16 protein-coding genes are annotated in these 19,366 nt (G+C 33.4%); 10 read left to right on the top strand and 6 right to left on the bottom strand.

The features are described from left to right. The first annotated feature begins 49 nt into the window (after positions 1 to 49). The 4 genes from GM3709_RS06390 to GM3709_RS06375 all read left to right on the top strand — a co-directional run bounded on the left by GM3709_RS06390 (position 50) and on the right by GM3709_RS06375 (position 5,568). Positions 50 to 682, top strand: coding sequence for an HAD family hydrolase (locus GM3709_RS06390; protein WP_066117440.1), 633 nt, complete (start codon positions 50 to 52; stop codon positions 680 to 682). A 279-nt stretch (positions 683 to 961) separates the two neighbouring features. Continuing rightward, positions 962 to 1,531 (top strand): FKBP-type peptidyl-prolyl cis-trans isomerase, encoded by a 570-nt coding sequence (locus GM3709_RS06385; protein WP_066117438.1) that lies wholly within the window; start codon positions 962 to 964, stop codon positions 1,529 to 1,531. A 119-nt stretch (positions 1,532 to 1,650) separates the two neighbouring features. Next, positions 1,651 to 2,823: a DUF4336 domain-containing protein gene (locus GM3709_RS06380; protein WP_066117435.1), complete on the top strand. Its 1,173-nt coding sequence runs from the start codon at positions 1,651 to 1,653 to the stop codon at positions 2,821 to 2,823. Positions 2,824 to 3,537: 714 nt separating this feature from the next. Continuing rightward, complete coding sequence (locus GM3709_RS06375; RefSeq protein WP_066117432.1) at positions 3,538 to 5,568, top strand: cation:proton antiporter; 2,031 nt, start codon at positions 3,538 to 3,540, stop codon at positions 5,566 to 5,568. 51 nt (positions 5,569 to 5,619) lie between these two features. Here the strand turns inward: GM3709_RS06375 and GM3709_RS06370 are convergent, their stop codons facing one another. The 5 genes from GM3709_RS06370 to GM3709_RS06350 all read right to left on the bottom strand — a co-directional run bounded on the left by GM3709_RS06370 (position 5,620) and on the right by GM3709_RS06350 (position 12,265). After that, on the bottom strand, positions 5,620 to 8,154 hold the full coding sequence (locus GM3709_RS06370; RefSeq protein WP_066117430.1) for a hypothetical protein: 2,535 nt from the start codon (positions 8,152 to 8,154) through the stop codon (positions 5,620 to 5,622). A 47-nt stretch (positions 8,155 to 8,201) separates the two neighbouring features. Then, on the bottom strand, positions 8,202 to 9,314 hold the full coding sequence (locus tag GM3709_RS06365) for a hypothetical protein (RefSeq protein ID WP_144439413.1): 1,113 nt from the start codon (positions 9,312 to 9,314) through the stop codon (positions 8,202 to 8,204). Further along, positions 9,268 to 9,750 carry a type II secretion system protein gene (locus GM3709_RS06360; protein ID WP_066117424.1) on the bottom strand — a complete coding sequence of 161 codons (483 nt, stop codon included), beginning with the start codon at positions 9,748 to 9,750 and terminating at the stop codon, positions 9,268 to 9,270. The genes GM3709_RS06365 and GM3709_RS06360 overlap by 47 nt, the downstream gene beginning before the upstream one ends. Before the next feature lie 37 nt (positions 9,751 to 9,787). Next, positions 9,788 to 10,522: a Tfp pilus assembly protein FimT/FimU gene (locus GM3709_RS06355; protein WP_066117421.1), complete on the bottom strand. Its 735-nt coding sequence runs from the start codon at positions 10,520 to 10,522 to the stop codon at positions 9,788 to 9,790. Positions 10,523 to 11,239: 717 nt separating this feature from the next. Further along, on the bottom strand, positions 11,240 to 12,265 hold the full coding sequence (locus GM3709_RS06350) for an ABC transporter permease (RefSeq protein ID WP_066117419.1): 1,026 nt from the start codon (positions 12,263 to 12,265) through the stop codon (positions 11,240 to 11,242). A gap of 870 nt (positions 12,266 to 13,135) precedes the next feature. On the opposite strand from GM3709_RS06350, the gene GM3709_RS06345 reads away from it, so the two are divergent. Then, entirely contained in the window at positions 13,136 to 14,473 is a 1,338-nt protein-coding gene (locus tag GM3709_RS06345; protein WP_066117417.1) for an ArsB/NhaD family transporter, read from the top strand. A 115-nt stretch (positions 14,474 to 14,588) separates the two neighbouring features. Then, positions 14,589 to 14,846, top strand: coding sequence for a hypothetical protein (locus tag GM3709_RS06340; protein WP_066117414.1), 258 nt, complete (start codon positions 14,589 to 14,591; stop codon positions 14,844 to 14,846). A gap of 299 nt (positions 14,847 to 15,145) precedes the next feature. Here GM3709_RS06340 and aat read toward each other — a convergent pair whose 3' ends face one another. Beyond that, positions 15,146 to 15,727 carry a leucyl/phenylalanyl-tRNA--protein transferase gene (gene aat / locus GM3709_RS06335; RefSeq protein ID WP_066117411.1) on the bottom strand — a complete coding sequence of 194 codons (582 nt, stop codon included), beginning with the start codon at positions 15,725 to 15,727 and terminating at the stop codon, positions 15,146 to 15,148. Between the two features lie 58 nt (positions 15,728 to 15,785). Between aat and GM3709_RS06330 the strand changes: the two genes are divergently transcribed. The 4 genes from GM3709_RS06330 to GM3709_RS06315 are packed head-to-tail and all read left to right on the top strand — an operon-like array spanning position 15,786 to position 19,219. After that, complete coding sequence (locus tag GM3709_RS06330; RefSeq protein WP_066117408.1) at positions 15,786 to 16,115, top strand: hypothetical protein; 330 nt, start codon at positions 15,786 to 15,788, stop codon at positions 16,113 to 16,115. A gap of 40 nt (positions 16,116 to 16,155) precedes the next feature. After that, the gene (locus GM3709_RS06325) at positions 16,156 to 17,223 is read left to right on the top strand and encodes an NAD-dependent epimerase/dehydratase family protein (RefSeq protein ID WP_066117404.1); all 1,068 of its coding nucleotides are present in this window, start codon (positions 16,156 to 16,158) and stop codon (positions 17,221 to 17,223) included. A 24-nt stretch (positions 17,224 to 17,247) separates the two neighbouring features. Then, the gene (locus tag GM3709_RS06320) at positions 17,248 to 18,525 is read left to right on the top strand and encodes a glycosyltransferase (RefSeq protein ID WP_066117402.1); all 1,278 of its coding nucleotides are present in this window, start codon (positions 17,248 to 17,250) and stop codon (positions 18,523 to 18,525) included. Positions 18,526 to 18,529: 4 nt separating this feature from the next. Beyond that, positions 18,530 to 19,219, top strand: a complete 690-nt coding sequence (locus GM3709_RS06315; RefSeq protein ID WP_066117399.1) for a bifunctional 2-polyprenyl-6-hydroxyphenol methylase/3-demethylubiquinol 3-O-methyltransferase UbiG — start codon at positions 18,530 to 18,532, stop codon at positions 19,217 to 19,219. Positions 19,220 to 19,366: the final 147 nt, after the last annotated feature.

Raw genomic sequence — 19,366 nt, 5'->3', positions numbered from 1 at the left:
AAAATTATAAAAATATTTGACTTATTTAGTATATCCTAATTAACAATTAATGAATACAAATTTAGACTTATCAAAAATAGATGCGATCATGTTTGATTTGGGCGGAGTTATTATAGATGTGGATATGGAAGCTCCTTATAAAAAATTATTGACGATGAGCGATCGTAATCAAAATGATTTATTAAAAGACTTAAGAAATATTGCTTATCAATACGAAATAGGTATAATTAACGATCGTGAATTTATTAGTCAAATTAATCATGTTTCTGGCTTAAATTTACCCCCTATAGTTTTGGAAAATTTATGGAATGAAATGTTAGGTTATGTGCCTAGTTATATGGGAGATTTATTAGCAAAAATTCAGAAAGAAAAACGCACTTTTATTCTTAGTAATACCAACCCTATTCATATTCGTGAAGTGAAAAAAAGATTTCAACAAGCTATCCCTAACTATACATTTGAATCTTTATTTGAAAAAATCTATTATTCCTATGAAATAAACTTACATAAACCAGATCTCAAAATTTTTGATTATGTTGTCAATAACTCTAAACTAAATCCTTCTTCTACTCTTTTTATAGATGACAATAAAAACAATATTATTAGTGCTTTAAATTATGGGTTAAACGTTATATACATGAATCCCTCTATGACTCTACCAAAATTATTTAAAGATTACTAAAATCGATTGAATTCAAAAATTAGTAAAAAGTTGCAAAATTAAAATTCATAGATCAAATCAGCAACGCCCATTTTATTACTATTTGCTTTAATCTAAAATTCAAAGTTCTATGACTATAAGTAAAAAAATCATCGCTCATAATATAAAACAGTTAAATTGAATAGGACGGAATAATTATTACGAACGAAATAAGGTGAAACACGATATTGACCATAGACAAATGACAAATGGTGATAGACAATTAATAATTGACCTTAGCAATAGATATTTAATTTAAAGATGAAGCCGATTATATTTAGTTTAGGAATTGTCATCGTCTGCGTTGGATTTTTGATTATTTCTCTTATTTTTAGTAATAATAAACCACAAGCGATCGCTTCGGAAACAGGTACAAATAATGTTACACTAACTCAGAATGTATCTGAAAAATCATCTTTGATAGCAGATGCTAATAAATTAAAACCTCAAGGAAATATGGACATAGATTTATCAACGGCACAAACTTCCGCCACTGGATTAATGTATATTGAAAACACTGCTGGAGAAGGTGTTACCCCTCAACGAGGACAAAAAGTCACCGTACATTACACAGGTTATTTAGCAGAAGAAGGCTTTAAAAGAGGCAAAAAATTTGATAGCTCTCTCGATCGAAATCAACCTTTTACCTTTACTATTGGTGTAGGACAGGTTATCAAAGGATGGGATGAAGGAGTAGCAAATATGAATGTAGGGACAAAAAGTACTTTAATCATTCCTCCAGACTTAGGTTATGGAAGCAGAGGTGCAGGAAATGTTATTCCGGCTAATGCAACTTTAATTTTTGACGTAGAATTATTAGGAATTAAATAGTTAGGAATGTTTAACATCTCCCACCTTAAATAAATTTCAAAGCGAATAGCTCAAGTTTACTAAAGCTAAATTTAATTCTCCATTTTCCATTTTCATCTCTTGGGAATTTTGCTCAAATCATGATAAGTCAAAAAAAAGCACAAAACTGGAATTATTGGTTTATCTTACCTCTTTATCCTTATCGACAGCGCCCAACTTTAAGGGAAGAAATTGTTAAGGATACTATCTGGACATTTGAGCAACCTCACGGTTTATTATATGCAGTTGTACCAATTCGCATGACGATCGTAAAATTGGCAAAGGGTGGTTTACTGGTATATTGTCCGATCGCACCAACTCCAGAATGCGTTAATCTTGTAAAAGAATTGGAAAATGATCACGGAGAAGTTAAATATATCATCCACTCTACCAGTTCAGGATTGGAACATAAAGTATTTGTTGGGCCTTTTGCCCGTTATTTTCCCCAAGGGGAAGTTTGGAGTGCGCCTAGTCAATGGAGTTTTCCCCTCAATTTACCTTTAACATGGCTTGGTTTTCCTTCTCGACGCACGAAAATATTACCCCCCGATTGTCAAAAATCCCCTTTTGCCGATGAATTTAACTATCAAATTTTAGACATTGATTTAAGTCCCGGTTCTTTTGTTGAAGTTGCACTGTTACATAAGCCGTCTAAAACTTTATTAGTCACTGATACTGTCATTAAAATACCTCAGTATCCTCCGAAAATTATCAAATTAAATCCTTTTCCTTTACTTTTTCATGCCAGAGAATCTGCTTTAGATAACCTTCAAAATAATAACGAAAATCATCTTAAGGGTTGGCAAAGAATCTGTTTATTTGCCCTTTATTTTCGTCCCAGTATGATAAACACGATCCCCATCAAACAACTAATTCAAGAGGCTATAAATGCCCCTAATCGCTCTATAAACAACTATTTTGGCTTATATCCTTTTCGTTGGCGATCGCATTGGCAAAAATCTTTTGAAGCTATCAAAGAAAGAGTATTAGTTGCGCCAATACTAGAAACACTAATTTTACCTCAAGCTCCTAAAGAAGTCATTAAGTGGGCTAGTTATATCGCTACATGGGATTTTAAGCAAATTATTCCTGCCCATTTTTCCTCACCAATCGAAGCAACACCCTCAGAATTTCGTCAAACTTTCTCTTTCTTGGAAAATAAATCTTTTTATCCTAGTGGGCAAGATCAAATTTACCAGCAAGATAGTACTTTTATTAAACAATTAGAAAGTCAACTGATTAAACTAGGCATTGCAAAACCACCAAAAATCTAATTTAACCTCAGTTCAACATAAAACTTTTGATAAAAGTAGCAAACAGGAGATCGTTGTAAGAATTAATTTAAACATTAGTCAAATTGATTTTAGATAATTATTTACGCTTATTTAATTCTTTTGTTAAGATTGAATGTGCTTACCTAACACTCTTAAACCCTTATTAATAAATAAAAAGGTTTCTAACATCGGACTTGGGTAATTTAAAGAATTTAGAATTTTAAAATATACTGGTTTTTAAATCCCCTTAATAAGCATTGATTAGAAATTAAACTAATGTTACACTTGTCCAGTGTATTCTGATAAAACTTTAGACCTTTTACAATAACTCAGAATTAATACGTTTAAACTTTTATGATTTGTAATAATTATTTATAAATTATTGATTTTAGACGATCGTCTTGGTATTTTTAGTGGAGATATTACACACTGGGGGATAGTATTAAGATCTCAAAACCATTCAAATCAACTATTCTGGATTTTTATTAATTTTTTTAAACAAACACTTGACAAAATGGTTTTACTTTAAAAATTTTTATTAATGTGATAGTACATATTACTAATTATTAAACAGTTAGATCTTCTAAAGACACTGCTTTTGTAAGATATTTGTTATGTAAAATAAGAATCTTCTCGCCTTTAGGTACAGGAGTGGCTAATTCCCATATCAGTTAACCAGTTAACCAGTCAATCACTCATTGTTAATTGCAGATTATGACGAAATATTATATATTTTCTCAACTTCCGAATCCTATTACAGATCCTGTTGCTGTATTTTTAATTATGATGGGCGTATTATTAATTGCACCCATATTATTTGAAAAAATTAAACTTCCGGGTATTGTGGGCTTAATTGTTGCGGGAATTATTATTGGCCCTCATGGGTTAGGATTATTAGACAGAGATAAGACGATCGTGCTTTTTGGTACTGTTGGACTATTATTTCTCATGTTCATGGCAGGATTAGAAACCAGTTTAGATGATTTAAAGGAAAATGGTGACAAAGCAACAATTTTCGGTTTAGCTACTTTTGCCGTACCGATGGCTTTAGGTACTGGTGCAATGTTATTCATTGGCTATGATATTTTAGCGGCTATTTTAGTGGCTTCTTGTTTTGCATCTCATACCCTTTTATCTTTACCTATTGTTAGTAAACGAGGATTGATGCGCTCTTCCATGATGACGGTGACGCTGGGCGGTACTTTAATTGTTAATATTCTAGCGTTATTGGTATTGACGATCGTGGTGAGGGCGAGTGAAGGAGGATTAACCCTCGGTTTTTGGTTATATTTAATTCCCGCTTTAGCTATTTATACTTTTGCCACTCTTTTCGGTGTACCTAAATTGGGTAGGTGGTTTTTCCGTACTTTTGGACGAGATGAAGGTGCAGAATTTACTTTCGTGGTACTGACTTTATTTATGGTTTCCTATGGGGCTAAATTAATTGACATTGAACCTATTATAGGTGCTTTTTTAGCAGGGATCAGTATTCGTCCATTGATTCCTCAATTAAGTCCATTAATGAATCGTATTCAATTTATCGGCAATACTTTATTTATTCCCTTATTTTTGTTGTCTGTGGGAATGTTAGTTAATCCTGCTACTTTAATACAAGAACCTCGATCGTTTGTGGTTTCTGGAGTTATGATAGTAGTTGCGATCGTGGCTAAATTTATTCCCGCTTGGGGAGTAGGCAAATATTTTCAGTTTTCCTTCCCTAATATTATGGTGATGTTTGGTTTGTCTGTAGCTCAGGCTGCTTCAACTTTAGCCGCTATTACTGTAGCGTTTCAAATCAAATTAGTCGATGAGTTAACGGTTAATGGTACGATCGCCATGATTCTTGTTACTTGTATTGTTTCCCCGTGGGTTACGACAAGATGGGCTGATGAAATTAAAGCAGAAGCATCTTCAATACCTGAAATTTATGATACCACGAACCAAGCTCTTACAGAAGAAGAAAAACCAGTTTATCGAGTAGTCGTTCCCATTTCTAACCCCAATACTGAAGATAATTTGTTAAATTTGGCTTTACTCTTAGTTAATGCCACCAAAGGTAAACTATTTCCTTTACATATCCTTATTGATACTGATGGTGCGATTTCTCAAGCAGAAAAAACCCGTCAAGCACAATTATTAGAAACGGCGGAAATGATTGCCCATGCTACGGCTACGGATGTTCAACGTATCGCTAGAATTGATAGCTCGATCGATCAAGGTATTATTCATGTCTATCAAGAGTGTAATGCAAATATTATCATCTGCGGTTGGAAAGGATTTTCTACTTACCAAGACAACTTTTTTGGGGGGATCATCGATAATGTTATACAAAAAGCCCCCATACCCGTTTTAATCACCCGTTTTACCGAACCTATTAAAACGACTCAACGAGTTGTGTTAGCTATCTCGGACTTTCAGTATAATTCTCCTAGTTTTACCCAAGCCTTAAATTTAAGCAAAATTCTTGCTGATCAACTTCAAGCTAATTTACATATTATTTTAGTATCCTCTAGTAATTCGGGGATAGTAGTAGATAGTCGCTTAACAGGAATTTCTTTTCAACAACTAAAAGGCAATTTTATTCGCCGAGTTTTACAGGAAATGCAACCTGATGATTTCTTATTATTAATGTCGATCGATGATTACAAAATCGTTGGTAGTTCCACATTAGGTTCTATTCCCGAAACGATAGCCCGTAATTACAGACGAGTTTCCATGATGATTATTTGCCTAAAAAGCCTTTGATAGTGAATTTTCCTAACAGCTAAAGGCTAACAGCTAACTCCTAATTAATTCTTATTGTTCAAAACTACGAATAAAGGATTCTTGTTTGAGTGCCACAAATTGGGGAGTTAAAGGGGGTAAATTTTTAGGATCGTTAAATTCTACGTCATAGTCCCAATCTCTGTTAGGAGCATTATAAACCGTTCCGGTACCTGGCCATTTGCCACTAACATAAAGGGGTGTTGAAATACTAACAAAAGATCCCCGATAAGCCCAAGTTTTACCACTCCAATTTTCCATAAAACGAGGATAATTTTCTAAACCGCCATTGTAATCCGATCCGTTCGTAATATCTGTTCCTGCTAATACTGCCGCATTAACATTTGTATTTGTGGCAACTGTGGTAGATCCGTTTATATTACATCCTAATGCTCCAAGATGGTTAACAGTTCGATCGTTATTTAAACAGGCATTAGAAATAGCGTTAAAAGAATCTGCTAATACAGAAGCCGGTTGTTTATTTGCAGTATTGTAGTCCCCTTGAACATAAACAGCTTGATCTGATGCCACCGTTAAACCAGTAGGATCTAGTTGGGAAGTTGTTTTTGCTAAACCAAATACTTGTTTTCCTCTTACTAAGACAAAACCATAACGACTTGTTTTAGTTTTGGCATTGGTATAAGTATCACCATCAATAGTCGCATGAAGCACCATTCCTTCTTGTGAATTATCGATCGCCGCTAAACCGAGTCTTTGGAAAGAATACTGAGGGGCGTTATTATCTACTGGTGCATGAAGATAAAGTAATTCTTCTGTCGAGTCTAAAGTGTTCCCATTTTTTAAATAAACTCCATCCCGATTCCAAATAGCTAAACTTTCAATATTCAACTGTAAAAGTCGCATATCTCTAGCTTCCCTAGCATTGCGAAAACGGAAAGGTGATAAGTGGGTTGCATCATCTCGCCCTACATCAATTAGAGGTGCGGCGACAAAACAACGGGCAGTATTCGCAACTGCTGTGCCGGAACCAGTACCAGTATATTCTGCTAAACCAGCTATTTGTTGGGTTGTCATATTATCTAAATTACTTACAGCATTATTTCTTGAAGTAGCAGTAGTAAAAGCAGTCTGTAATTTGTTATTATTTTTCAAATTGGCAGTATTTTGAGCAAAACTACCGTATAAATTTGTATCATAAGGTTTTACATCCTCGATCGGAATCGATAATAAAGAATAAAGTAAAGGTGCAGTTTGAGATTGTATTTGCTCTTGAATATACTCTTGAGTAACTTCTCTAAAGGTATTTTTTTGCACTGTGGTTAAACCATTCCACCAAGTTAGTATTGATCCAGATAAAGTTGCTGGAGTACAGGCATGATATGGAGAATTACTAGGAATACTGGCTATATCCGCACCTACCATTACTGGTTGTCTTAAACTATCTAATTGATTGGCATTGAAAGTTCTCGCAACGGGAGAAGTGATAGGTTGTCCACTGCTATTCGTTCGATCGACTACACTTACCTCAAAAGACATTTGTTTCAAATAATTCATTTGCCCATTAGGTGCGGTTGCTTGAGGCTTGAACTTGATACGAATATCTCCCTTAGTATAATAATCTCCTGTAGTATTTAAAATACTAGGCGTAGGAATAGAAACAGGGGCATCGGTTTGGACTTGCACTTGAGTACCCCATGCTGTTTTTATTCTAGTCGGATCCATAGCATTTGTTGTTTGAGTTGTACTACCAGTTCCGTTGGATAATAAATTCAGAAGAGTACCTAAAGCATTGGCAATTTTTACTTTACCATCAGCAAATTTTGAATTATCAGCCGGTTTGAAATTAAAAATATCTTGAACAGTGGTTACTTGACCTTTAATATTTAAAGTAGCATTACTTCCTAAGTATAAATCACCATTGGTATGAACCGGCCCATTAAGAGTCATATCAGCACCGGGGAAAATTTCTAAATCCCCCGTATAAAAAGCGGCAAACTGAAACATAGGGATTAACCGACTCAGTACATCCATCTGCAAAATAGCAACAGCTTGTTTTCCATTCTGAGTAGCGGCATTATTATCTTTAAATCCTAGAGAGTAAATAGAATGTCCATATTCAAGCATAGTTAAACCCTGAAAAGCATTTCCTCTAGGCACAATTCCTACAGTAGCGTCTCCGTTATTTTTTGCTACTACATAAGTCGTTACTGAACCAGGACTTCTTTTCGTATCAGCTGCACCTACCTCGAATTTATCACACTGAAAATCTCCAGTTCCATCATTAGAAGTATTAGAATCAAAACAGGCAGTTGATGATGTTGGGCTTGTACCTTCAGGCTGTTCATAGTTTAAATAGGCTTCTCGAAGCAGATTGGCTCTCAAATTTAATCCTGCTTCAGCACCATAAAATCCGCTATTACTATCTACTGTAGCAGAAGTGTTATATTGTTCAACTCTACTGGTTTTAGCATATAAAGCGACTAACCCGGCTAAACCAACAACAACACCAATGGCTAAAACTAATACATATCCTTGTTGTTGACTGGAATTTTGTTTGAGTAAAAAAGTTAATAATTTTTGCTTGAAGGAACGATCGATAGGTTTCATAATTTTGTAATATGGTGATTAACATTAATAAGAATTAAAAATAAAAATTAAAAACTGAGTCGGTTGCGAGGGAAAAATTGTTGTGTCAAACTCAAGTCTTCTTGGGTGAGAGTACCAGTACTTTGATTGTTGGTATTTTCTCCAGGCAATATTTTAGCCGTGACATCGATGGTTTTTATTTGCGCCCAAGAGTATTCTGTGGCTGGATCTGGGAAATTAGGACTACAATCAGTGGTTACAGTGGGGGGTATTTTTTTACAGACATACTGTGTTCCTCCTGCTTCTTTTTGTAAAATAGCTTTTATTTCTAATTTTTCAACATCTTCAGTAATGTCAAAAGTTTCAGAATTATTGACAATTAACTGTAATTTTTCGTCTTGTACTCGAAAACGTCTTTCTTCCATCAGATAAATAAAACTACCGAAAGGATAATCTCTTAGCCAAGTATGCCCTCCAGTTGTAATATTTACTTTTTCAGGCTTTGTACCTGCTGCCGGAGTCATAGCAGTGCCACCGCTATCTTTTGTTTCTTCTCCTGTGTAGTTAAAAAACTCTCCATTTCCGTTGCCATCATAAATATAAGCTCGAATACTACCTCCTTTGTTTTGTCTTAATCCTTGCCAGATTTTGACAGTATCAGGCCAACCATCTTCTGGTTGAAAATCATTTACCCTACAAGTAGTATCCGTACTAATATTGTCGATAACGTTAACAATACTCGTTGTTCCTGCTGTGATACTTTGACAAACATTTAAGGATGAAGGTACAACTGCTTTTCTAACGATAATTTCAGAAGTTTTTACCGTTGTACTTCCAATATTTTGTTCAGAAATTTCGATCGCCGGTAATTTGGGATCAGAAATTAATCCTTCTCCTGTTTGTTGAATATCAGGGCCTATGGTGGTAAAAATGGTTCTTAATCTTTGGTTTGCATCGACTTTAGCTTTATCACTGATAAAAATTTGCCTCATGCTAAAAAACCCATTGAAGGCAAAACCGAGAATAACGCTTCCGATTAATAATGTGGAAATCGCCTCCATCATGGTGAATCCCAGAGAATGGCGATCGAAAAGCGTGCCTTTGGCATCACGAAGTGGTGTTGGGTGATCGGGCTTACTGTAAAGTAGTAAAAATAGTTTGAACTGTATAAACTTTTTCATTGTTTCTTTTTTTATCTAAAACTTGGACGACAATATATCGAATGTTAGAACCTGTCGCAGTAGGACAAGCTGTAACCGTATTTTGAGCATCAATAGTTGGCTCGTTATTGCAGACATAAACATCCGCATCGTAACTATAACCAAAGCTACTTCTATTGGTAATCTCAGTTTTACCTGAAGCAACAGTACCAAGATTATTACTAAGTCTGTATCTCAAATCGTCTAAAATTTCTTTTGACACAGAGACTGCACCTGTTTGAACTTCTTGTTTTAAATTTTGAATTTTGAGTACAACTAAAAACTGTAAATTAACGGCAAAAGCGATACTTAAAACCAAAATCGCTGTTAAACTTTCTAAAAAAGAAAAACCTTTTTCTCTATCTTTTTTCCGAGTGAGAAAGTAATATTTTAATTTATCAATAAAGTAATTTTTCATTATAAAAGTCCCATATTTAATAAAATCAATAGTTATATTAATTAGTTTGAATAGCACCGCCTTTTAAAACCGTTAAAGTTTCACCACCACCATCGATGGTACTGCTAATACTTAAAGTCAAATTAGGTTGTGAATCCCCTTCTTTATCGTAAATATAAGCAACTCCTCTACTGTTAAAACACAAAGTCCAATCAGGGATATTTGAAGTAAATATTGCCTTTTCTGGTAACGTTAAATCATCCGCTTGAAAACTGCCGTCTGCTCTCCAATTATCGGCTAATTCCACTGTCTTATCGAGATTTTGTGCTGATCCTAAAGCAACTCCTAACTTAATTATGGAATTGGTTTTATCTATCGCTAATATTTCATTACTTGTCGAGTCACTGCCTACTTTAATGCGATCGCCTTCGACAAATCCACTGGTAGAATAAACTTTTAATTCTGTATCTGTACTGGTTGCCGCTTCTCTCAATTTAGTAAAAGATTCACATCCTCTCGTATTTGCTATTTCGATCGTGAATTTACTTTCGGGATTGGTGGAATCTGGGATTAATCTTATTGCTGAAGTGGTAGAAATAGCACGCCCTCTAGTTTGTTGTAAAATTCCTTTAATTTGCGTGGTACCATCACTTGTCGCACTAGAGTCATTAAACAAAAGTCTTGGTCCTGCTAATGCCCCAATAATACCCATAATAGTCATGAGGCAAAGAAGTTCTACTAAGGTATAGCCGTTTTTTTTTGTATGGTTTAAAAGTCTAAATAAATTTGTCATAATTGTTAAGAGAAACTCCAAATATCCCCCATACCCCCATTTTTATAGTCTCTTTTTTGAGAGAATTTAAACACAGTATAAACTTTTATAGGATGAATGCTATCAGTGTTAATACTGATTTTTGTTATAAACTTTTAATAAAGTTAATATAAAATTTATACAGGTTTTAGAAACAATCTTCATCATATTTTTATATTGTAATTACTATACAAATTTTAAAAATAATATTAAATAAATAAAGAATTTTAATAATTTAATTTATGAAATAAATTTAAAAGTAATTGTTTATAATCTATAAAAGATATTTTTTTATACAAGTATTGTCATATATGTCAAAGTGTTTATTGTAAGAATATGACAGATAAATATTTAAAAACTTAAAATGAGTAAAATTTATAGTATTTTGTAGATTTACTATATTCAAAGTATAATTACTTAGAGCTTTATAAAAAGATAAATTTGATAAAGTAGCATTAGTATTCACTAAAAATGTATCTAGTTTGTCGAAAAAGAACAGGATTAGGATGTGACGTTATTAGTAAGAAACTTAGCTTAGGCAAAAATAGTTTTTTACTCCGCCATATTTGGCAAGGCTATTGCAGAAGTCTTATGATAATAAAATGCAAATTAAATGTGTCTGAACTTAACTTATTTTTATTTTCTTTTCAGAATCTTCATTTAGTAGGAAATATTTTTTTCTGTTTTCAGAATCTGTATTTAGTAGCGGATGCGAGGATCAATTAAAGCATTGATTATATCTATTAAAATACTGGCAAAAACCACAATTACGCCAAAAAATACCATAATTCCTTGTACCGTGGGATAGTCTCTGAGGGAAATTGCCTCATATAGTCGGTTACCAAGTCCGGGCCAAGAAAATGTAACTTCTGTCAATACAGCACCCCCTAATAAAGCGGCAAAAGTTAATCCCATAACGGTTATAACAGGTATTAAGGCATTTTTAAGAGCGTGATTGATTAAAATTTTATTTTCTTGAATACCTCTTGCTCTAGCGGCTTCTACATATTCCGATCGAAGGGTTTTTTTTAAGTTTACTCTTACAATACGTTCAAAGATACCGCTTAATAAAATTCCCAAGGTGACGCAAGGTAAAATGAGATAATATATTGCGGTGAAAAATTGTCCAAAGTTAAGGCTTAAAAGACTATCTAGGGTATATAATCCTGTGATGGCATCAGGGGAAGGCGTACCTACAGGAAATCTAGTACCGAGAGGAAACCATTTTAATTGTACGGCGAAAATTAGTTGTACAATCATCCCTACCCAAAATAACGGTAAAGAGTAAGTGATAATACCGAATAGTCTTCCCCCCACATCAAATATTGTGTTAGGACGGGAAGCTGATATAATGCCAATAGTTACCCCCACTACGATCGCTACTAAAATACTGAAAAAGGCTAACTCTACTGTGGCAGGGAAATATTGTTGAATAACATCCCACACAGAAAGTCCCCGACTACTTAAAGAAGTACCAAGATCAAAATTGAGTATTTGAAGTAGATAACGAAAATATTGTACCCATAGGGGGGCATTTAATCCTAAATCTTCTCTTAAAGCCTGTTTAGCTGATTCAGGCGCTCTGGATCCTAATATAGCATCAGCAGGATCTCCCGGAGTTGCTCTTAATAATAAGAAAACAATCGTAATAATTGTCCAAATCATTAATGGTGCTAATAAAAGACGTGCCAGAATATAATATTGTAAGGATTTCGATCGAGACATGATAATAGTAGATAGTTAATAGTTAAGCTCAGATCCATCTAAGTTTACTGTGAGGATAGACAAGGGGTAACAGATAACAACAAATAAGAAAGAGTTTGATCAATTAAGGGATTTAAAACCCTTGTTATTATATTAAACCCCTATATTAAACTATGCAACCTGACTGCATTTTAGCTTACCACGAATCAAATATATAGCAATCCTAAATAGATTGTGGTAAATCACCATAGTAATAAATTTTAGAAAAATCAAATATTTGAGAAAATATTGTTTTATAATCTATTAATCCTTGACTATTATTTTCTATTTTTATGAGTTATAAAAAATGGTACATAGTGATAAATTTTTGATATTTTTTCTAAGATTTTTCTTTTAAAGATTTTTTAAAATTAGGGTCTCTTGAATAAATTATAAACCTATTAAATAAAATTAAAGATTTCTATATACTACATCAACAAAAAACTTTGCAATTTTAGGGATTTTTACTCAAAAACTTAACACTTTTGACTTTATTTCTATTAGTTATAAGTGTACTTTTTAAATGGATTAACAACATCAAAACCTTGATTTTTTTAATATTTCTTCTATCTCCTCTCTCTAACTTCTACCCTCATAAAAAGACTTTTTCAGAACCTCCTAATTAATTAAATTATTTTGATTATTAATTATTATTGATGAATTTAACATTTTCTCAGAATTTAGAAACTTTATTAAAATGTTTAGCATATAAACCTTTAACTCTTTCAGAAATTCTTATAGAAACTTCAGAAAGATAGTTTTGTTTAACAGTCCATATTTTAGGTTTGCCTTTTCTATATTTTTTGGATTAACTCTTCATTGACTTTTAGCAAATAAAGAATTTTTAATATTATGAACGATATTTCAAGTATCATAGCCGCTTCAGTTTTTGTAACAGTTATTGGATTAATTATGTCTGAAAAGTTACATCTAACTATTGCCGCTTTATTAGGTGCATTAATACTCATTTTTACCCATACTCTTACCCTTAATGAAGCTGTTGAGTATATTAGCAGAAGTCATGCTACCTTAGTTTTATTCTTTGGAGTAATGGTATTAGTTAGAGCATTTGAGCCTACTAAAATTTTTGAGTATTTAGCTACCCAAATGGTAATTATTGCTAAAGGTAGAGGTAATGTTTTGTTATTGGGTATTATCGGTATTACCACTCCTATCTGTGCTGTTTTACCCAATGCAACAACTGTAATGCTTTTAGCCCCTTTAATTCCACCTCTAGCCCAAGAAATCGGTGTTAATTTTGTCCCCTTGTTAATTTTGATGGTTTTTGTTGCCAATAGTGCAGGATTAATTACTTTAGTAGGAGACCCCGCTACTTTTATTGTTGGAGATGCAATTAATATGACTTTTCTGGAGTATCTCCAACGGTTAAGTATTGGGGGATTAATGGCGGTGATAACAGTGGCGATCGCAACACCTCTACTATTTCGCAAAATCTGGAATACTAAATTTACTCATCTTGAAGACTTACCTCAGCCCCAAGTAAATCATCCTAGAATGTTAGCTTTAGGAGCTTTAATTATGAGTTTTGTGCTGGCATTTTTCATTTTTGGAGATTCTTTAGCGGTACCAGTTTCACCGGCGGCAGTAGCTTTATTAGGAGCGGCTTTAGCTTTATTATTAGCTCATCACAGTAAAATTGATACGGTTCATAATATCCTTAGAGATGTAGATTGGAGTACTTTGATTTTCTTCATGTCTATTTTTGTTTTGATTGGTGGTTTAGAAAAAACAGGAGTCGTGACAAGTTTATCTGGATTATTAGCGATCATTTTAGGAAAAAATATATTTTTAGGTTCGATCGTGTTGATTTTTGTGGTAGGACTATTATCTAGTGTTGTACCGAATATACCTTTAGTCGTGGCAATGGTACCTTTATTAAAACAATATCTTGTCAATGTTGGTTTAGTGGGAACAGAAGTACTTGATCCGAATTTTGCAGGACAATTTCCACCAGAAGTGTTACCTTTATTTTATGCCATGATGTTTGGAGCAACTTTGGGAGGAAACGGTACTTTGGTTGGGGCATCTTCTAATATTGTAGCGGCAGGTATTGCTCAACAACACGGCAAAGAAATTTCTTTTCGTACTTTCCTTAAATATGGATTACCCATGATGGCAATACAACTGATAGTGTCAGCTATTTATATTGGATTATTTTTTATCTTTTAACCGTAATGTTACCTAATCAAAATACTTTTTCAGGAAGATATAATCTCTAACTTTACTGACTTACTTATAATAGTTAATCAATAACGATAAATTCAGAAATATTAGAGGAGGAGAAATGAATTCTAATCTCAAAAATGGAACAGCACATAAAGTGACAAAAGGAGTTCCCGATCTATTAGATCCCAATATTCTCAAATCTGCTAGGGAAATTTATCAGACCTATTGTTATTTTCATGTTAAATTAACTAAATCTCCTATTGGTGTGGCGATCGATCGAAAAACCCACAGAGGACAATTATTATTTACTAAAAAACCTATTTTATTACCTTGGGAAAACTTTATTCCTATCAGTCAGATAGAATCGGAAACATAATATACTTTATCTATAATTAGGATCTGGTCAAAAAGTATGAGTGGTGAGGGTAGAAGATAGCAGTTAGGAGATAAGAGATTATAAATAAAGAACTCAATCTTCGTATTAATAATTAAGTATAGAAATATTTTATTTAGAGAATGGGATCAAAAGTGTTAAGTTTTTGACCTTATTTTTTTTGAAACAAATTTGTTTTTTATATCTGATACAAAGTCTCAAAGCCTTGATTTTTTTTGTTATTTAACCTAATACCTAATGCCTAATACCTTCTCCTTATCAAAAGACTTTTTTATCACACCTTAATTATAAATTGAAAAGTTACATTGAGTATCAAGAGCTTTTGCTAATATTTTCATATACTTTTGATTATCGATGACGTAAGAACCAAATCTCTCTAAATGGGGGTTTTGCATTTGTGCATCAAATACGACAAATTTTTGCGATCGTAAATGTTCTACTAATTTAACCATTGCTACCTTGGAAGCATTGGGAATATTAAAAAACATCGATTCACCGATAAAAGCACCTCTAATCACAATACCTAAAATGCCCCCTGCTAATTGATCTCCTTTCCACGTTTCAAAACTATAAGCCCATCCTGCCCGATTCAATTGGGTATAAATATAAATCAATTCATCAGAAATCCAAGTAGTATCTCGATCGGCACATCCTCGACAAACTCCCAAAAAATCTTTATTGATAGCCACAGAAAAAGTATTTTGATTCAACACCCGTTGTAGAGATTTAGGGTAGCGAAAACGATCGTCTAAGGGAATTAAAGTTCTTTGGTTACTAGAATACCATCCTAATTGTTGATTGTCGTCGGCCATCAAAAAATTACCGTGAGCATAACCTTGAATAATAGACGGAATATCTATCATAACTGATGAACTAAATATATATAATTTCTAATAAAGGAAACCTATATAATATTTAATCATGTCTCAACCCATTCCTCCTATTGTCTTACCCCCCGTCGAAAATCCAGAAATGGAAAAAGCATGGCTAGAAACCAATTTACGTCAATGGTTAAATGAAGAATTTGTCCCAGAACTTATTAATGATACCATTGCGGCAAGAGCATCTCAAATTTTTATCCGTCAGAGATTAGAAGGAGAAAATGATCTCGGTTCTCTTGTTATTGCTATTGTTACAGAAATGCAGTCTTTTGACTTTCAGAAAAGTTTTTATAGTGAGTTTGCGATCGCCAATGCCGTGAGTGATTTAATTCTTAAAAGTATGGGTATTAACACTTGTTGTGGAGGATAAAAAAAGAGATTTTTAAAATTAAAATTTCGATCAAACGAAAATGAGTAAAATTGTATTAATTACAGGCTCAGCAGGGTTAATTGGTTCTGAATCGGTTAAATTATTTGCTGAAATGGGATTTGATGTTGTCGGTATTGATAATAATATGCGTCAGGTATTCTTCGGAGAAGATGCTTCTACGGAATGGAATAAAAATTATTTATTGAATACTTATAAAAAAAACTATACTCATTATGATATAGACATTCGAGATCAAAATGCGATCGAGGCTATTTTTGAAAAATATAGTAGTGATATAAGCCTCATTATCCACACGGCGGCACAACCTTCCCACGATTGGGCGGTAAATGATCCCCATACTGATTTTACCGTCAACGCCAATGGTACACTAACTTTATTGGAAAGTACCCGAAAATATTGCTCCCAAGCCGTTTTTATCTTTTGCTCTACGAATAAAGTTTATGGCGACACACCAAATTTTTTACCGCTTCAAGAAGAAGAATTGCGGTGGGAAATCGACTCTAATCATCTCTATGCTAAGGGTATTGACGAAACCATGAGTATTGATCAAACAAAACATTCTCTTTTTGGTGCGTCTAAAGTTGCCGCTGATGTTTTAGTACAAGAGTATGGACGCTATTTTGACATAAAAACTGCTTGTTTTCGAGGAGGATGTTTAACAGGTTCAAATCACTCTGGCACTAAGTTACACGGCTTTTTATCTTATCTGATGAAATGTGCCATGACGGGCAATCATTACGAGGTTTACGGTTACAAGGGTAAACAGGTTCGGGATAACATCCACAGTCATGATTTAGTTAATGCCTTTTATCATTTTTATCAAAATCCTCGTAAGGGTGAGGTTTATAACATTGGTGGTAGTCGTTTTAGTAACTGTTCTATGATAGAGGCGATCGCACTTTGTGAGGAGATTACGGGGAAAAAGATGAATTGGAGTTATAGTGAAACTAATCGTATGGGTGATCATATCTGGTGGATTAGCGATGTGAGTAAGTTTCAAAGTCACTATCCTAATTGGCATTTCAAATATACTGTCAAAGATATTCTACTGGAAATTTACACCAATAACCTCGATCGATGGTGTTAACCTTAACCCCTTTTAAGTCAGACTATGAATAACAACATATTATCGGGAAAAGTAGTTAAATTTTTGTTAGGGGGTGGTATAGCTACCGCCATTAATTTACTGTTGATTTTCCTCCTTATCGACAAATTAGGTTTTGATACCCCATTTTTACACAATGTTGCTAATATAATCTCGATCGAACTTTCCCTGATTGCTAGTTTCTTTATTTATCGCATCTGGGTATGGCGTGGCGGTAGTTGGAATTGGTTTAATGTACTTTTCAAACAATTACCTCTCTATCATGTATCTGCGGGAACGGCGATTATAACACGGGTGTTTTTTGTGTTTCCCGTATTGGATTGGTTAGGAGTTAATTACGCCGTTAATACTGTGTTAGGGGCGTTAATCAGTGCTTCCCTAAATTTTATCATCAGCGATCGATTTGTCTTCTCTAAAAACAAAAATCAGGGCAAAGAAGCCTATTTTCCCGAAGCCTTAACCCCCGCTTTAGTTGAGGATATTACACCCCCTGTTATTTCTCACGAGGAAAGGCATAAAATTAATTTACTTTCCCTTGTCATTCCGGCCCATAATGAGGAAGATTGCATCGTCAATACCATTAATAATATCAGTCAACACCTCGATCGAGCCGAGATTAACTATGAAATTTTAGTAGTTAATGACAATAGTAAGGATAATACCGAAAACCTTTTACAAGGATTGCATGAACAAAATTCGAGAGTTTGCTATATCAATAATTACTATCCCAATGGCTTTGGTTTTGCCGTTCGCTGTGGTTTAGAGAATTTCAAAGGCGATGCAGTAGCGATCGTCATGGCAGATAATTCTGACAGTCCTGAAAATATAGTTGACTATTATTATAAAATACAAGAGGGTTATGATTGTGTTTTTGGTTCAAGATTTATCAAGGGCGGCAAAGTTATTGATTATCCTTTGTATAAACTAACCATTAATCGCATGGCAAACCTGTTTATTTCCGTACTGTTTGGCTTAAATTTCAATGACACTACTAATGCTTTTAAAATGTATCGACGAGAGGTGATTCAGGGCATATCCCCCCTACTTTCTCACCATTTTAACCTTACTGTAGAACTTCCTTTAAAGTCCATTGTACGAGGTTTTTCCTATGCCATTATACCTATTACATGGAGAAATCGATCGGCAGGAGTATCAAAATTAAAGTTAAAAGAAATGGGTAGTCGTTACCTTTTTATTGTGCTTTATACATGGCTAGAAAAATACTTATCAAGAGGAGATTATCGTCGAAAAGAGATTTCTGTAAGTTTAAAATCTAATAATTAAAACTATGAATAATAGCTTAACAACTCAAGAAAAATATCTCGAAAAACTTTATAATAATCGTTTCGATCATCAACAAAGAAAAGCTAAACTACTGCTATGGAAAACCCTGATTAAAGACTTTTTACAAAAATATGTTAATCCTAATGGTATTATTTTAGACATTGGAGGAGGGTACGGAGAGTTTATTAATAATATCAAAGCACAAGAAAAGTTTTTAATCGATCTAAATCCTGATGCCAAATTATTTGCTGATGACAATGTCACGGTGTTAAATATGAATATTTTAGACTTAAATGATCCCGAAAAATTTAACCATAAATTTGATACTATTTTTGTCTCTAATTTTTTTGAACATTTAGCTAGTAAAGAAGAATTAATAGAAGTATTAGTCTTTTGTTATAAGATTCTCAATCCCGAAGGTTCATTATTAATTATTCAGCCCAATTTTAAGTATTGTTATAAAGAATATTATGATTTTATTGATCATCAATTACCGATAACTCACATATCCTTACAAGAAATATTGGAAACAATTGGCTTTAAATTAGATGTGTTAATTCCTCGATTTTTACCCTACTCTACTAAAGGAAATCCAAGCTCCCCTTTACTATTATCAATCTACTTAAAAATTCCTTTATTCTGGTCAATTTTAGGTAGTCAAATGTTTATTAAAGTAATTAAACTAGCTAATTAACTACATTTAAAAAATATAAATTAATTTATAATTTATGTCTAATAAACAATATTTTTTAGAAAAATATTTAACTAATTATTCAAATAATAAACTTAAAAACATAGTTTTCTATTTGTTTTTATTTATTTACTCCACATTAATAATTAA

This window comes from Geminocystis sp. NIES-3709, assembly GCF_001548115.1.
Lineage (GTDB): Bacteria > Cyanobacteriota > Cyanobacteriia > Cyanobacteriales > Cyanobacteriaceae > Geminocystis.
The sequence above is the reverse complement of the archived record's forward strand: the minus strand, read 5'-3'. Positions and strand labels throughout refer to the sequence as shown.

Excerpts from the sequence above, each read along its gene's own strand:
- GM3709_RS06390 (WP_066117440.1), top strand. The coding sequence starts at position 50 with ATGAATACAAATTTAGACTTATCAAAAATAGATGCGATCATGTTTGAT.
- GM3709_RS06385 (WP_066117438.1), top strand. The coding sequence starts at position 962 with ATGAAGCCGATTATATTTAGTTTAGGAATTGTCATCGTCTGCGTTGGA.
- GM3709_RS06380 (WP_066117435.1), top strand. The coding sequence starts at position 1,651 with ATGATAAGTCAAAAAAAAGCACAAAACTGGAATTATTGGTTTATCTTA.
- GM3709_RS06375 (WP_066117432.1), top strand. The coding sequence starts at position 3,538 with ATGACGAAATATTATATATTTTCTCAACTTCCGAATCCTATTACAGAT.
- GM3709_RS06370 (WP_066117430.1), bottom strand. The coding sequence starts at position 8,154 with ATGAAACCTATCGATCGTTCCTTCAAGCAAAAATTATTAACTTTTTTA.
- GM3709_RS06365 (WP_144439413.1), bottom strand. The coding sequence starts at position 9,314 with ATGAAAAAGTTTATACAGTTCAAACTATTTTTACTACTTTACAGTAAG.
- GM3709_RS06360 (WP_066117424.1), bottom strand. The coding sequence starts at position 9,750 with ATGAAAAATTACTTTATTGATAAATTAAAATATTACTTTCTCACTCGG.
- GM3709_RS06355 (WP_066117421.1), bottom strand. The coding sequence starts at position 10,522 with ATGACAAATTTATTTAGACTTTTAAACCATACAAAAAAAAACGGCTAT.
- GM3709_RS06350 (WP_066117419.1), bottom strand. The coding sequence starts at position 12,265 with ATGTCTCGATCGAAATCCTTACAATATTATATTCTGGCACGTCTTTTA.
- GM3709_RS06345 (WP_066117417.1), top strand. The coding sequence starts at position 13,136 with ATGAACGATATTTCAAGTATCATAGCCGCTTCAGTTTTTGTAACAGTT.
- GM3709_RS06340 (WP_066117414.1), top strand. The coding sequence starts at position 14,589 with ATGAATTCTAATCTCAAAAATGGAACAGCACATAAAGTGACAAAAGGA.
- aat (WP_066117411.1), bottom strand. The coding sequence starts at position 15,727 with ATGATAGATATTCCGTCTATTATTCAAGGTTATGCTCACGGTAATTTT.
- GM3709_RS06330 (WP_066117408.1), top strand. The coding sequence starts at position 15,786 with ATGTCTCAACCCATTCCTCCTATTGTCTTACCCCCCGTCGAAAATCCA.
- GM3709_RS06325 (WP_066117404.1), top strand. The coding sequence starts at position 16,156 with ATGAGTAAAATTGTATTAATTACAGGCTCAGCAGGGTTAATTGGTTCT.
- GM3709_RS06320 (WP_066117402.1), top strand. The coding sequence starts at position 17,248 with ATGAATAACAACATATTATCGGGAAAAGTAGTTAAATTTTTGTTAGGG.
- GM3709_RS06315 (WP_066117399.1), top strand. The coding sequence starts at position 18,530 with ATGAATAATAGCTTAACAACTCAAGAAAAATATCTCGAAAAACTTTAT.